11 protein-coding genes are annotated in these 14,236 nt (G+C 59.8%); 5 read left to right on the forward strand and 6 right to left on the reverse strand.

What is annotated here, in order from left to right:
- Nucleotides 1-191: 191 nt before the first annotated feature.
- Entirely contained in the window at nucleotides 192-647 is a 456-nt protein-coding gene (locus tag HP062_RS04245; protein WP_145307195.1) for a YMGG-like glycine zipper-containing protein, read from the forward strand.
- On the opposite strand, the gene HP062_RS04250 is transcribed toward HP062_RS04245, so the two are convergent.
- The 5 genes from HP062_RS04250 to HP062_RS04270 all read right to left on the reverse strand — a co-directional run bounded on the left by HP062_RS04250 (nucleotide 632) and on the right by HP062_RS04270 (nucleotide 6,574).
- On the reverse strand, nucleotides 632-1,657 hold the full coding sequence (locus HP062_RS04250; protein ID WP_077748404.1) for a DUF2955 domain-containing protein: 1,026 nt from the start codon (nucleotides 1,655-1,657) through the stop codon (nucleotides 632-634). The genes HP062_RS04245 and HP062_RS04250 overlap by 16 nt on opposite strands.
- Complete coding sequence (locus HP062_RS04255) at nucleotides 1,647-2,786, reverse strand: HlyD family secretion protein (protein WP_172790883.1); 1,140 nt, start codon at nucleotides 2,784-2,786, stop codon at nucleotides 1,647-1,649. Before HP062_RS04255 ends, HP062_RS04250 begins: the two co-directional genes overlap by 11 nt.
- On the reverse strand, nucleotides 2,783-4,321 hold the full coding sequence (locus tag HP062_RS04260; RefSeq protein ID WP_172790884.1) for an efflux transporter outer membrane subunit: 1,539 nt from the start codon (nucleotides 4,319-4,321) through the stop codon (nucleotides 2,783-2,785). The genes HP062_RS04255 and HP062_RS04260 overlap by 4 nt, the downstream gene beginning before the upstream one ends.
- Before the next feature lie 219 nt (nucleotides 4,322-4,540).
- Nucleotides 4,541-5,173, reverse strand: coding sequence for a response regulator transcription factor (locus tag HP062_RS04265; RefSeq protein WP_010460104.1), 633 nt, complete (start codon nucleotides 5,171-5,173; stop codon nucleotides 4,541-4,543).
- Between the two features lie 33 nt (nucleotides 5,174-5,206).
- Entirely contained in the window at nucleotides 5,207-6,574 is a 1,368-nt protein-coding gene (locus tag HP062_RS04270; RefSeq protein ID WP_077748407.1) for a cache domain-containing protein, read from the reverse strand.
- A 380-nt stretch (nucleotides 6,575-6,954) separates the two neighbouring features.
- On the opposite strand from HP062_RS04270, the gene HP062_RS04275 reads away from it, so the two are divergent.
- The 4 genes from HP062_RS04275 (at nucleotide 6,955) to HP062_RS04290 (ending at nucleotide 13,295) form a co-directional block, all read left to right on the forward strand.
- Complete coding sequence (locus tag HP062_RS04275) at nucleotides 6,955-9,012, forward strand: carbon starvation CstA family protein (RefSeq protein WP_172790885.1); 2,058 nt, start codon at nucleotides 6,955-6,957, stop codon at nucleotides 9,010-9,012.
- A gap of 16 nt (nucleotides 9,013-9,028) precedes the next feature.
- Entirely contained in the window at nucleotides 9,029-9,226 is a 198-nt protein-coding gene (locus HP062_RS04280; protein ID WP_010460111.1) for a YbdD/YjiX family protein, read from the forward strand.
- A 220-nt stretch (nucleotides 9,227-9,446) separates the two neighbouring features.
- Nucleotides 9,447-10,268 carry a polyphosphate kinase 2 gene (gene ppk2, locus HP062_RS04285; protein WP_010460112.1) on the forward strand — a complete coding sequence of 274 codons (822 nt, stop codon included), beginning with the start codon at nucleotides 9,447-9,449 and terminating at the stop codon, nucleotides 10,266-10,268.
- A 141-nt stretch (nucleotides 10,269-10,409) separates the two neighbouring features.
- Nucleotides 10,410-13,295 (forward strand): EAL domain-containing protein, encoded by a 2,886-nt coding sequence (locus tag HP062_RS04290; protein ID WP_172790886.1) that lies wholly within the window; start codon nucleotides 10,410-10,412, stop codon nucleotides 13,293-13,295.
- Nucleotides 13,296-13,306: 11 nt separating this feature from the next.
- Here HP062_RS04290 and HP062_RS04295 read toward each other — a convergent pair whose 3' ends face one another.
- Nucleotides 13,307-14,215: an amino acid ABC transporter substrate-binding protein gene (locus tag HP062_RS04295; RefSeq protein WP_172790887.1), complete on the reverse strand. Its 909-nt coding sequence runs from the start codon at nucleotides 14,213-14,215 to the stop codon at nucleotides 13,307-13,309.
- Nucleotides 14,216-14,236 lie beyond the last annotated feature (21 nt).

The raw sequence follows: 14,236 nt of genomic DNA on the forward strand, positions 1-14,236 counted from the left end.
GGTGGGTCGCTCAACCTATGAGGTTAGGCCATCACGCCAAAACGATCGAAAAGAATCCTGTTCGCCGTCAGGATCAGGCAATACCGTGCAGAGAGTGAGTGCCGCGTGATCTACACTCTTTGTTGCTGAATCAAGCCCGGGATCAGCTACCCGGGGTTAATGCAGAGTGACGGGCTGCGTTGGAGGTCATTATGAGCAAGGTGTCATCCATCGGCCTGAGCATCGCATTGGCGGTTGCGTGCACCCAGGGTTGGGCTGCAACGGTCGTTCCGATGAAAGGGCAGAGTTCGCAACAGACCCAACTGGACATCAATGAATGCAACAGCATCGCGTCCAGTCAGGCCGCGTCGACCGCACAGCCTGCTTCCGGAGGGCGATTGCGCGGTGCTGCCGCGGGGGCCGCCGCGGGATCGGCCGGGGCAGAAGTGCGCGGGCGTCAGCATGACGAGTTTTATGAGCGCATCGATGACGACACGAAACAGGACTATCGGCAGGACCGCGCGAAAGAGACCGCCGTGGCCGGTGCCGTGGTGGGCGGCTCGCGTCAGCGTCAGGAGCGCCGGGCACAAGAGAAAACCAGTGCCGCAACCACCTCGACGGCGTACACCAGTTGCCTGCAGGGCAAGGGGTATCAGGTTAACCCCTGAGCCTTTCGCGGCCGCTGCTCGAGCAGATAAACCATCAGGCAGGCGTACAACGTGACGGCGAGGAACAAGCCCATGCGCACCGCAAACGCGGTGTACACGTCCTTGCCTGCGATGCTGTCCTGAACCGACTGGCCCAGCAGGATAATCAGCGTGATCAGGGTGTTGAGCCAGAACCCCGGGCTGAACCCGGTCGGGCTCAGCGCGTAGAGCTTGCGCGCCAGCACCAGGCCGAACAGCAGCATCCACAGAAAGAACATCCACAGGTGCACAAACAGGCTGAGGGCGCTCCAGAACAGGATCGCCAGCAGGCCTGCGAGCAAGGTTGAGCCAACGAGTTCGCGACCGGCTGTGTGGGCGTTGGTCGTGGAGCTTTGTTGGCCCAGGCTGACGGCTTTGAGGATGATCGGCAGGTAACCGGCCGGGTCGATCAACGCGAGCAGGAACGTCGGTAACACGATCAGGGTTGCACGTAGCGCCACTCGGCTGACCTCTTCGGCGGGCAACGTCGGGGTGGGCGGCGGGGAAGGGGCGTTGGGCGGATCCGGGAATAACCCGTGACTGATCGCCACGACCGCTACGGCGAGCAGCAAGCCCTTGACCAGGGCACCGATGACCATCGCCGCCAGATCGAATTCGGCAACGCCGGCCGAGGAAATCATCGTCAGGCCAATCACCAGAAAGGTCACGATCAGGGCATTTCCACCGCGCAGGCCAAAACGGAAGACCAGGAACAGGCTCAGACCGATCAGCAGCACGCCGCTGAAGGGGTAATAACGCAGGATCGGGATCAACAACAGGCCAAGGCCCGTGGTCAACATCGCAGCCAGTGCGAGCACCACGGCTGCCTTGAACGGCAACGGGCGATTGATCGAGGCCAGCAGGATCAGGCACAGCACCGGCGCGAGAAAGGGGATCGGCAACCCGAGGCCGAAGCTGGCGGCAAGGCACAGCGCCGTGCCAGTGGCCAGGCGTAATGCGCGCTGTTCCCGGGGCGTGCGTTTAGTAGGCATAGCTCAGCCAGCTCATGAAACCCACAAACAGCCGACCCAACGGGTTCAGCGGGTTGCCTTGAGTCGGGAAGGCCATGACTTCGGCCTGCCCGCCAGCACGGATGGCGCCGCTGTCACGCAAGGTTTTTCGGGCGTCTTCGGAGAGCTCGATAATCACCGGAAAACGCTGGGCCGGTCGCAGCCAGTCGCGGCTGTTCTGGACACTGGGTAAGGTGCCAGGCGCCGGTGTCTGTCCGACACTGACGCCATAACCGACACTGCGCACGCGTCCGTCGAACACTTCGCCCGGGAATGCATCCAGGACGATCGCCACGGGCGTATCGACTTTCACCAGACCGAGGTTGTTTTCAGTCATGTCCGCGCTGATCCAGACATCGTGGATGGCAATCAGGGTCATGACCGGGCCACCGGCCGCGGCGAACTGCCCGGCGTCGGTGCGCAGGTCGGTGACCAACCCCGCCGAGCGGGCGCGAATCTGCGTGTTGGACAGATCCAGCTCGGCTTTCGACAGCGCCGTGGCGGCGCTTCGCAGCAGGGCGTTGTCTTCCTCGCTGCCACCTTCTTGCTCGCGGGCGCGTTGCACTTCGGCGCGGGCGGCCGCGACCTGGCTGACCGCCTGTTCACGATTGGCGCGAGACACTTCGAGCAGACGCACGGAAATGGTTCCGGGGTCTTCGCGGTACAAACCTTCCAAACGTTGATTGTCTTGTTTCGCCTTCAGTTCGTTGGCCTGGGCCGCGCGCAAGTTGGCTTGCGCCGAAGCGATGCCGGCGGTGCTGGCGCCGATCTGCCGACGGGTCGATTCAAGGTCTGCGCGGGCGCGGTCGACGGCGATCTGATACGGCTGCGGGTCCACTTCGAACAGCACGTCGCCCGCCTGGACGTCCTTATTGTTGCGCACGTTGACGCGGATCACCCGGCCGGCGACTTCCGAGGCGACCGGAATGACAAAGGCGCCTACGCGGGCTTGTTGCGTATAGGGCGTGAAACGGTCGGCCGCCAAGTACCACGCCAGGCTCAGGAGGATCAGGAGCAGCACCCATTTGATGCCTTTTTTCGCCGGGTCAGCGGCAGGCTCAGGAGGCTTTGGGGCGGGCACCTCGGGGACAGGCTGCACGGTTTCACTCATGGCTGTTTACCTTGTGGGGCAGGGAGGGCGGCGGGCTCGCTCAGCAGGTCGCCCCAGTCGGTGCGTTTTTCCATCTGCTGGCGGGTGGCTTCATCGACTTTGGGCTGGGCGCTGTACCAACCGCCACCGAGGGATTTGTACAGGGCAATCAGGTTGCTCACCGCGTTGCTGCGGGCGACCAGGTAGCTGTCCTGCTGTTCGAGCAGTGCGCGCTGAGCATCGAGCACCCGCTGAAAGTCTGAGTAACCTTCGCGGTACTGCGTGCTGGCCAGCACCAGCGAGCGTTTGGCGGCCACTCCGGCTTCGCTCAGGATGCGTTCGCGCTCCAGCGATTTGATCAAACCAGTGGCGGCATCGTCAGCCTCCCGCGCGGCCTGGCGGACTTTGTCGCGGTACGCCTCGATCAGTTGCTGCAACCGCGCATCCTGGACGCGCACGTTATTGCTGATCTGACCATGGTCGAACAGGTTCCAGCGCAGGCTGGGGCCGCCGATCAGGTCCAGGCTTCGGGACGTACCGTTGAGCGTGTCGGCAGACCAGACGATGCTGCCAAGCAAGGTCAGCGACGGATAGAAATCACTTTCGGCCACGCCAATCAATGCCGACTGGGCGGCGACATTCAGCTCGGCGGCGCGCACATCGGGCCGACGCAGCAGCAGATTGGCCGGCACATCCTGGAGCACGGCGCGATCGACCAGCGGGATCAAGCCTTCGTTGCTCACGAGCATCGGTAACGCGCCGGGCGGTTGTCCGATCAGCACGGCCAACGCATTACGCGTTCGTTGCAACTGGTCTTCGAGGGAGGGGATGGTGCTCAGGGTGCCGAGGTATTGGGTTTTGGCCTGTTGCAGGTCGAGTTCCGCTTGCTGGCCGCTGTTGAACAGTTTTTCGGTGATCTCGAAATTACGCTTTTGTTGTTTGGCGTTCTCCCGGGCGACGCGTAACCGGGCCTCAGTGGTGCGCAATGAAAAGTAGGTGTCCGCGACCTGGGCGCGCAGCAATACCAGCACGTCTTCATAGTTGGCCTGAGCGGCAAAATAACTGGCGTCGGACGATTCGATGGCCCGGCTGAAACGCCCCCAGAAGTCCAGCTCCCAACCCATGTCGAACCCAGCGCTGTATTGCCAGAAATGGCTGTCCTGGGGATTGGTACCACCCGATTGCCGGCGATTGAAGTACAAACTGTCGGCGCTGGCTTGTTGCAGTTGCGGGTACAGAGCGCTTTGCGCAATGCCCAGCTGGGCACGGGCTTCCAGCACGCGCAAGCCGGCGATTTTCAGGCTGGAATTATTTGCATCCGACTCGGCGATCAGCTGATTCAGTAGCGGATCGTTGAAGACCTGCCACCACTGGCGGATATCCGGATTCGGTCCGCGCTGACTGGCGTGTTCAAGGGCTGCGGTATTCCAGTGTTCGACCCACGTTTCGCCCGGCGGCTGGAAGTCCGGCCCCAGCCGCACGCAGCCACTCAGGCCAAGTGCGCCGAGCAGGAGGAGGTGGCCTGGCAGTCTTTGCAAGGAACGGCCTCGAGGCATCGCGTATCGTCCAACCAGAGAAGGTCACTGGAGCATAGCCGTCCAAATGAGCAACCGGCTGTTAAGCTTCTCAGGCAACCTCAAACCTTCTGCGATCATTGATAGGCAGGACACTCATGAGTCTTTTTGTGCTGGGGGGCAATTTCTGGGAGAAGGCGCGGGCGTTGTTTATCCGCTCTGCCAAGGTGGTCAATCCCGAGGCGGTGTAAGGCGTGCCTGCTAGCGCGAAATGATCCCGTGATCGATCGCGTACTTGACCAGGGCTGCGGGTTTGTCGATGTTCAGTTTGCGGCGGATGCTCAAACGATGGGTTTCCACAGTACGCACGCTGATGTCGAGCTCGCGGGCCATTTCCTTGTTGTTCAATCCTTGCGCCATTTTGTACAACACCTGGCTTTCGCGAGGGGTCAGCTCATTGTCGGTGCTTTTGTCGGCTATCAGCCGCTGGGCGATTTCGGCGCTGTAGAACGTGCCGCCACTGACGATGGCTTCGATGGCCGCAATGATTTCCCGCGACGGTGAGTTCTTCAACACATAGCCGCTGGCGCCGGCGCGAACGGATTCACTTACGTATTCATAATTGTCGTACATGCTCAGCATCAGCACCTTGAGCGACGGATACTGGCTGCGCAGCACGCGGGTCAGCTCAAGCCCGTTCATGTCGCGCAGGCTGATGTCGACCAGCAACAAGTCTGGCTGGCAGCGCCCGACCATCTCGATGGCCTGCGCGCCACTTTCGGCTTCGCCCACCACTTCCAGGGGCGCCATGACCGCGAGCAGCGCTTTGATCCCGTCGCGGACCAGGGAGTGATCGTCGACCAGGGCGACGCGGATCGGATAGGGCAGGTTCATCGCAGATATTCACTCTTGTTGTAAGGGGGTGGGTCAGCGTTTCGCACCGGGCATTTTCATCGGCAGCAGCACGTCCAGCTCACTTCTTCCAGGCATCGATATCAGGTCGAACCGCCCGCCAAAATGTTCGACACGCTCACGGATATTACGCAGACCGATGCCCGCGTGGCGACGTTCGACCTGGGCGACATTAAAACCGACACCGTCGTCGACCACCGTCAACCGCACGGATTCCTGTGACCCATGCAGGGTAATCGAAACGTTTTTGGCCTGTGCGTGGCGTTCAATGTTGGTCAGGCCTTCCTGCACAATCCGGAACAGCGAAACCGCCGCGCCGTCGACCAGGTCACAGTCAAATTCATTATCGTCGTAAGTCACGGTGAGACCGCTGCGCTGCTCGAATTCGGCGGCGAGCTGGCCGATCGCCGCCGGCAGGCCCAGCGTGTCGAGCAATGACGAGCGCAGGTCGTGAGAGAGGCTGCGAACCTCGCCAATCGCGTCGCCAAGGCGCTCCGTGGCATCTTTCAGCGTATTCAAACCCTTGTCGTTGGCCTGGCCATTCTCCAGCAGCAGGCTGGCCAGTTCGAACTGGAATTTTATGGAGACGAGCACCTGGCTGATGCCGTCGTGCAGCTCCCGGGAAACCCGTGAGCGCTCTTCCTCCTGGAGGCTGACGATCCGCTGGGTCAGGCGCTGGAGCTTTTTGTCCGCCAGGCGATGCTCGCTGACGTTGAGCGTCATGCCGCTGGCGAAGACAAACAGCACGGCCACGAGGGCCACCGCGGCAATCGCCAGCATGGTCTTGCGGATGCCGTGGGCCACTTCGTCACGCGCCTGCTGGGTGGCGCGCTCAACGTCTTCAAGGTAGATGCCGGTACCGAGCATCCAGCCCCAACGGTCCAGCATCACTACATACGCGAGTTTGTCGGTGACCTGGCCGGAGGAAGGCTTGTTCCAGGCGTAGCGCTGAAAACCTTCGCCGGATTGCGCACTTTTGAGCAGTGCCTGAATCACCGGCAAACCTTGGGGATCTTTCATGTCCCACAGGTATTTGCCCACCAGTTCCGACTGGCGCGCGTGCATCAGGCTGCGACCCTCACGGTCGTAGACGAAGAAGTAGCCGTTGATGCCAAAGCTGAGCTTGCGCAGTTCTTCCAGCACCTGTTGCTGGGCGTGCTCGTCACCGTGCCCGTCGTCGTAGAGCGGCGCGATCAGGCTCTGGGCCATTTCCACGTAGTTTTTAAGCTCGGCGCGTTTGCTCGCCAGAATGCTGTCTTCAATCAGCTGCGCCTGTTGATCGCCGAGTTGGCGATTGAGGGAAATCACCAGCGCGCAGATCACCGCGATCGCCAACACCAGCGGCAGAATCCCGAGCGCGACGATTTTGTGTTTGAGCTGCATCTTGGCTCCTGACCGGACCGAGGGAAGGCGATGGCCCGGCATCATATGCCAAAGATACGCGCGTCCAGTAGCGGTGCTGGACGGAATGACCTGCGGCGGGGATGTCTGTCAGGTGAAATGCAAAACCCTTGTAGGAGCGAGCCTGCTCGCGATAGCGGTAGTCAGACGACATTGATGGTGAATGTCAGTCCGCTATCGCGAGCAGGCTCGCTCCTAGAGAGGAATCAGCGCGTCTACGTAGAACTACGTAGGCGCCATGTACGTAGTAACGCGGATTTATTTGTGGACGGCATGCGGGGATATTGGGCCAGCTCCGCACCGCGGACACAATTATAAAAAATTACCGCCGCAGTCCACTGGCTGTCGGCAGGAGACACGCTATGCCCCGTATGGCTAAACACCTCGCCTGGTTTGCCGTGGCTGTTCTGGGAGCGTTTGCGCTAAGTGTCGTGGCCTTGCGCCGCGGCGAAGCGATCAACGCCCTGTGGATCGTAGTCGCAGCAGTCGCTATCTACCTCGTTGCCTACCGCTACTACAGCCTGTTCATCGCCACCAAGGTGATGCAACTCGACCCCAATCGTGCCACGCCCGCCGTCATCAATAATGATGGCCTGGACTACGTGCCGACCAACAAACACGTACTTTTTGGTCACCACTTCGCGGCCATCGCCGGCGCAGGTCCGCTGGTCGGTCCCGTTTTGGCGGCGCAGATGGGCTATCTGCCCGGTACGCTTTGGCTGATTGCCGGCGTGGTGCTGGCCGGTGCGGTTCAGGACTTCATGGTCCTGTTCATGTCCACCCGCCGCAACGGCCGTTCCCTGGGCGATATGGTCCGCGAAGAAATGGGCCGCATCCCCGGGACCATTGCGCTGTTCGGCTGCTTCCTGATCATGATCATCATCCTTGCGGTGCTGGCATTGATCGTCGTGAAAGCCTTGGCCGAGAGCCCGTGGGGGATTTTCACGGTGATGGCGACCATCCCGATCGCGATGTTCATGGGCATCTACATGCGCTACATCCGCCCGGGTCGCATTGGTGAAATCTCCATCATTGGTGTGCTGTTGCTGCTCGGTTCGATCTGGCTCGGTGGGCAGATTGCTGCTGATCCGGTCTGGGCCAAAGCGTTTACGTTTACTGGCATTCAGATCACCTGGATGTTGATCGGCTACGGTTTTGTCGCCGCGGTATTGCCGGTGTGGCTGATTCTGGCCCCGCGTGATTACCTGTCGACTTTCCTGAAGATCGGCACCATCGTCGCCTTGGCGATCGGCATTCTGATCACCATGCCCGACCTGAAAATGCCGGCACTGACCCAGTTCATCGACGGCACTGGCCCGGTGTGGAAAGGCGGGTTGTTCCCGTTCCTGTTCATCACTATCGCCTGCGGCGCGGTCTCGGGTTTCCATGCACTGATTGCATCCGGCACCACGCCGAAACTGTTGGCCAGCGAAGGTCATGCCCGTTACATCGGTTACGGCGGCATGCTGATGGAATCCTTCGTCGCCATCATGGCGATGGTCGCGGCTTCGGTGATCGAACCGGGCGTGTACTTCGCCATGAACAGCCCGGCGGCGCTGGTTGGCTCTGATGCTGTTTCGGTTGCTCAGACCGTCAGCAGCTGGGGTTTTGCAATTACTCCGGAAGCGCTGCAAGCGGTGTCCAAGGACATCGGTGAAACCACGATCCTGGCCCGTGCCGGCGGTGCGCCGACTCTGGCGGTCGGTATCGCGCAGATCCTGCATCACGTTCTGCCAGGTGAAAACACCATGGCGTTCTGGTACCACTTCGCGATCCTGTTTGAAGCGTTGTTCATCCTGACAGCCGTCGATGCGGGCACCCGTGCCGGGCGTTTCATGTTGCAGGATTTGCTCGGTTCGTTCGTACCGTCGCTGAAGCGCACTGAATCCTGGACCGCCAACCTGATCGCGACCGCTGGTTGCGTGGCGATGTGGGGTTATCTGCTGTACCAAGGCGTGATCGACCCTCTGGGCGGCATCAACACCTTGTGGCCGCTGTTTGGTATCTCCAACCAGATGCTGGCCGGTATCGCGCTGATGTTGGCGACCGTTGTGCTGATCAAAATGAAACGTCAGCGCTACGTCTGGGTGACCATGTTGCCAGCCGTGTGGCTGCTGATCTGCACCACCACCGCAGGCTTTATCAAGCTGTTCGATGCCAACCCGGCGATCGGTTTCCTGGCCCTGGCCAAGAAGTACAGCGATGCGCTGGCCAACGGCCAGATCCTCGCCCCGGCGAAGAGCATCGACCAGATGCACCACGTGATCTACAACGCCTACACCAACGCAACGCTGACCGCGCTGTTCCTGCTGGTGGTCTTCAGCATCCTGTTCTTTGCGCTCAAGGTCGGCATTGCGGCCTGGGGCTCCAAGGAGCGTACGGATAAAGAAGCCCCATACCAGGCGCTGCCGCAAGCGTGAGGGAGGAGGGCGCCAAATGTTCAATGACCTGAGTCGCCTCGGTAAATACCTCGGTCAGGCCGCGCGCTTGATGGTGGGCATGCCGGACTACGACACCTACGTCGAACACATGCAGGGCAAACACCCGGACAAGCCGGTGATGAGCTACGAAGTGTTCTTCCGGGAACGCCAGGAAGCGCGTTACGGGAGCAAGGCCGGGCCTAAATGTTGTTGAGGTAACTGGCGGCTTGATGCAATCCCCGTGGGAGCGGGCTTGTTCGCGAAAGCGGTGTGTCATTCAACACTGATGTTGACTGACACGACCTCTTCGCGAGCAAGCCCGCTCCCACTTTTGTTTTGTGTTGTCTTTTAAATCCTCGACGGCGTCCTCGGCGCCGGTAAATCTTCAACCATGGACTAAACTCAGCGAGCCAATCGACTGCGAGGTGTTGTTCATGGCAAAGGACAAGAAATCCACCAAGAAACGTCATTCCGTCGACATCGCGAAGATGTCCAACAAGGACTACCTGAGTGAACTGCGCCGACTGCATGTCGAAATAGTGAAGTTGCAGGAATGGGTGCGGCATGAGGGCATCAAGATCTGCATTGTCTTCGAGGGCCGCGACGGGGCGGGCAAGGGCGGCACCATCAAGGCGCTGACCGAGCGCGTGAGCCCACGGATCTTTCGCGTTGTGGCGTTACCTGCCCCGACCGATCGCGAAAAAAGCCAGATGTACGTGCAGCGTTACCTGCCACATTTGCCTGCGGCTGGGGAAGTGGTGATCTTTGATCGCAGTTGGTACAACCGTGCGGGCGTCGAGCGCGTGATGGGGTTTTGCACCAAAGAGCAGGCGGTCAGTTTCCTGAGGGCTGTCCCCTTGGTCGAGCGCGCAATCGTCGACTCGGGGATTATGTTGTTCAAGTATTGGCTGGAAGTCAGCCCGCAGGAACAGACCCGACGGCTTGAAGCGCGGATTGAGGACGGCCGCAAAATCTGGAAGCTCACCCCAATGGACCTGAAGTCGTACAGCCGCTGGTATGACTACTCGCGTGCACGTGATGACATGTTCAAGGCGACGGATACCGGACATGCTCCCTGGCTGGTAGCCAACTCGAACGACAAACGACGGGCTCGTCTGAACATCATCACCGATTTGCTCAGCCGCATTCCTTATGAAGAGGTGCCGCGCGAGAAAGTGAAGTTGCCCAAGCGTCAGCGGCCAGGCGGTTATCACGAACCGGATTACCCACTAAAACGCATTCCCGAAAAGTTCTGAGTGCGTCGTCAAATCTTTCATGGGTACTAAAGCGAATAAAACTATTGATAAAAAGGCACATAAGCTTTAAACGGGAAGAACACTGGCGTATTGCTAGCAACTAAAAAGTGGATATCGCCAGTTTTGGCACAGGGAGCGCTGATGAGTTTTTGTCTATTGTCCGACTCCCCGCAGCAATCCGTTGTCGCCACGCTACCGAAGAGTCGGCCGGATGCTGTCGGCACAGCCTGCAAGGGCCATGAAGAAACGGTTGAACAATTGCTGACTTCGGCTCGCCACTGGTCTCACACCACCGCATGGGGGGTGTACCGTGCCGGCGAACAAATGCATCTGGTCGGGCAGGGCGACCCGCAGGCGAATTGGCCGTCCAGTGTGGCGAGTGAAGAATTTGAGACCTTTTGCCAGGCCCAGCACTTGCGCCGATGGCCGACCGGTCGAGGTGAAAGTGTATTGGGATGGCTGCTCGCGCCCATCAAGGATGCTGCGGAGCCGGCGCTCGCCGAATTTGCCCAGCGCCTGGGCATGCAGGTACAGACCGATACCCTTGCCCGAGCGCAAATTACTCAACGGGTGCTGTATGAAATTACCTACCTCGCGAGCTCGACCCGCGACCGGTTTGTATTTCTGGTGGGGGTTCACCGGCTACTCGCCAGCCTGATCGACGCCGAGAACTTCTATCTCGCACTGTATGACCCGCACACCGGCAAGATTGACTATCCGTATTACGTCGACATCATCGACGTTGATGCCGTGGAGGCCGAACACTACGAGTACCTTGATGTTTCACACCTGTCGTTGACCGGCCAGGTGTTGACCACCGGCCAGCCGTTGCTGATCGACGCCGCCGGTATTCGCGCGGCTCAGGCCGAGGGCCGCTTCTACTGCGTGGGGGATCGTCCCGAGTTCTGGATGGGCGCGCCGTTGAAAAATGCCTCGGATGACGTGTTTGGCATGCTGGCCATGCAGGTCTACGACGTTTCCCGTACCTACAGCGCCGAAGACCGCGCATTGTTTCTGGTGGTGGTCCGCCACGTGGCCATGGCGCTGGACCGGATCCTGCACCGCGAGAATCTCGAAGGGATCGTCATGCGTCGCACCCTGGAGCTTTCGGCACTCAACGACGCCTTGAGGCAGGAAGTGGCAGAACGTGAGCGCGCCGAACATTTGCAGAGCGCGCTGTTCCAGATTGCTGAACTGTCAAGCCAGCCTGGCGATATGGCTGAACTGTTTCAAACATTGCATGGCATCGTCGGTGATCTGCTGTTCGCGCAGAACTTCTACATCGCACTGTTCGACGACACGACCACTGAAGTGACTTTTCCGTATTACGTTGATGATCGGCAGACAACTTGTCCGTCGGCACGGCGTGGACGCCGGGGCCTGACTGAGTACGTTATTCGTCAGCGTCGACCTTGCTTGATTGACGCCGACGAGGCTGAACGATTGCATGTGCACGGTGAAATCGAAATTGCCGAAGAGTGTTACCGGTCCTACTCCTGGCTGGGCATTCCCTTGTTCGATGGCGATGTGGTGCGTGGTGTACTGGCGGTACAAAGCTATACCTCGCAAGTGCGGTATACCCTGCGTGATCAGGAACTGCTGACGTTTGTGTCGCGGCACATCGACACCGCGTTGTCGCGACGCACGGCCGCCGAAGCCATCCATTCCGCCAATCTCAAGCTCGAAGCCCGGGTGCAGAGCCGCACCCGAGAACTCGATCACGCCAATGCCAAGCTGCAACACGAAAACTCCCACGATGCGCTGACCGGGCTGCCGAACCGAACCTACCTGCAACAGCACCTCAATCAGGCCTGGTTGCGATTCGGCAGCGAAGGCGGGCACCTGGCGGTGATGTTCATCGACCTTGATCGTTTCAAAATGGTCAACGACAGCCTCGGCCACCATTTTGGCGATCTGCTGTTGAGGCAAGCCGCCCACCGTTTGCGCAGTTGCCTGCGTGACACCGACATGCTCGCACGACTGGGGGGCGATGAATTTTCGGTGCTCGCTCCCGAAGCGCCGCTGGACGTGGTGATCGAAATCGCCGAACGGATCCTGGTGGCGTTTGACCTGCCGTTTTTTATCAATGGCCATGAGGTTTTTTCATCCTGCAGTATCGGTATTGTCAGCGCCGACAATCAGTTCCATCACGAACCGGCCGACTTGCTGCGCGATGCCGATGCGGCGATGTACCGGGTCAAGAGTGCCGGTCGCGACAGCTACGCGGTGTTCAATCAGGAAGTGCGCCGAGAAGTCTCGGACCAGATGGAGCGCGAAGGGGCCTTGCGCAATGCGCTGAAACGCACCGACGAACTGCTACCGTATTTCCAGCCGATTGTCAGCGTTGAAACGGGTGAACTCCTGGCCCTTGAAGCGCTGATCCGCTGGCATCAGCCGGGCGGCCGAGTGATCGCACCAGGGGAGTTTTTGCCGAACGTCGAAGGGTTGCGCCTGATCGGTCGACTGGACCTGTACATGCTCACCAGCGTCGCAGTAATCCTCGCACTCCCTCAACACGCCAATTGGCCGCCGGTGCACGTGAATTGCTCCAGCTACAGCATGACGCGCCCGGACTTTGCCAGTGATGTGCTTGCCCTGTTGGCGCAGCACCGGGTCGCGCCGTCGCGGATCTGCCTGGAGTTGACCGAAGGTGCCCTGGTGGCCGAGCCGGCTATTGCCCGGCAGAACATGCAGCAATTGGCCGACAATGGCATGTCGGTGGTGCTCGATGACTTCGGTGCAGGATTTTCATCCCTGAGCTACGTGCATCAATACCGTTTCAGCGGCTTGAAGATCGACAAGTCTTTCATCCTTGAACTGACCACCAGCGCCCGCAGTCGCGCGATCGTGCGGGCAATTGTGCGGATGGCCGAATCGCTGGACCTGAGCGTGGTGGCCGAAGGTGTCGAGGATGAAGCGACGCTAATCTTGCTGCGCGAAATGGGGGCAGGGCAGGCTCAGGGCTATTATTTTGCCAAGCCCATGGGGTTGCAGGCGTTGCTGGATACGTTACTTGTCGCTCGCTAAAACGGGGTGTGTTATTGCGGCAATGCATAGACCTTGAACAGCTTTTTGGCCGTGTCGTCGGCGCCACCCAGGTATTTGTCGAATGCCTGCTCAATATCGCCCGAGCGGTACATGTCACTTAGCGCGGTATCGACCAGCAAACGGAAGTCTTCATCGTTTTGATCCACTGCCATTGCAGTCGGTGCGTACTCGAAAATTCGGTCGAGCAAAACCAGATTGCTTGCAGACTTATCCGTGGCGAGAAGATTTTTCAGCACCATGCGTTCAGCGAAGAAGGCATCGGCCTTGCCTTCGGCGACCTGCTTGAGGCCTGCCGCGGTATTTTCGACAGTGACAAGCGTGGCCACGACCCCGAGTAATCGCATCCGCTCACGGATCCATGTCTCGGTGACTCCGCCTGCAATGGCGGCATAGGTCTGGTTGGATAACCCATGGTTGATCGTCGCTCGCCACGTTGGTCCGGTGTTAGCCACCTTGCCAGCAAGCGCATTGAGCAACGGCTGCGGTGCATCCTGACGCACCACTACCGAGAGGCCAGCCGTGTAGACCGGTACTGAGTAGCTCACCCTCTTGCGCCGCTCCAGAGTGGGGGCGGTCGGTGTACAGAGAATGTCGATTTTCCCCGAGCTGACGGCATTTATCTCGTCGGTGGGTGAGACCGACAGGTAGCGTATTTGCAAACCAGGCAAAGCCAATTCGGTCTTGACCTTGTCGGCGATCTTCAGGCACAGATCGATCGCATAACCGCTCGGTATATCGCTTGCCTGGACGCTAAAAGGGGGGAAGTTCGGCAAGTAGCCGAGGGTGAAGGATTGAGTCGTCCGCACGCGCTCAAGCGTATCGGCACCCGCCAATACCGGCATCAGCGTGAGCAGGCAGACGAGCAGCAGGTTGTTGGCTTTGGACAATTTAACGTTCATATCCTGGTTCCCCGAATTCAG

The sequence above is a fragment of the Pseudomonas sp. B14-6 genome (assembly GCF_013260315.1).
Classification (GTDB): Bacteria; Pseudomonadota; Gammaproteobacteria; order Pseudomonadales; family Pseudomonadaceae; genus Aquipseudomonas; species Aquipseudomonas mandelii.

Coding starts and splice junctions, on each gene's coding strand:
- HP062_RS04280 (WP_010460111.1), top strand. CDS start 9,029: ATGTTCAATGACCTGAGTCGCCTCGGTAAATACCTCGGTCAGGCCGCG.
- ppk2 (WP_010460112.1), top strand. CDS start 9,447: ATGGCAAAGGACAAGAAATCCACCAAGAAACGTCATTCCGTCGACATC.
- HP062_RS04270 (WP_077748407.1), bottom strand. CDS start 6,574: ATGCAGCTCAAACACAAAATCGTCGCGCTCGGGATTCTGCCGCTGGTG.
- HP062_RS04250 (WP_077748404.1), bottom strand. CDS start 1,657: ATGCCTACTAAACGCACGCCCCGGGAACAGCGCGCATTACGCCTGGCC.
- HP062_RS04275 (WP_172790885.1), top strand. CDS start 6,955: ATGCCCCGTATGGCTAAACACCTCGCCTGGTTTGCCGTGGCTGTTCTG.
- HP062_RS04290 (WP_172790886.1), top strand. CDS start 10,410: ATGAGTTTTTGTCTATTGTCCGACTCCCCGCAGCAATCCGTTGTCGCC.
- HP062_RS04245 (WP_145307195.1), top strand. CDS start 192: ATGAGCAAGGTGTCATCCATCGGCCTGAGCATCGCATTGGCGGTTGCG.
- HP062_RS04255 (WP_172790883.1), bottom strand. CDS start 2,786: ATGAGTGAAACCGTGCAGCCTGTCCCCGAGGTGCCCGCCCCAAAGCCT.
- HP062_RS04295 (WP_172790887.1), bottom strand. CDS start 14,215: ATGAACGTTAAATTGTCCAAAGCCAACAACCTGCTGCTCGTCTGCCTG.
- HP062_RS04260 (WP_172790884.1), bottom strand. CDS start 4,321: ATGCCTCGAGGCCGTTCCTTGCAAAGACTGCCAGGCCACCTCCTCCTG.
- HP062_RS04265 (WP_010460104.1), bottom strand. CDS start 5,173: ATGAACCTGCCCTATCCGATCCGCGTCGCCCTGGTCGACGATCACTCC.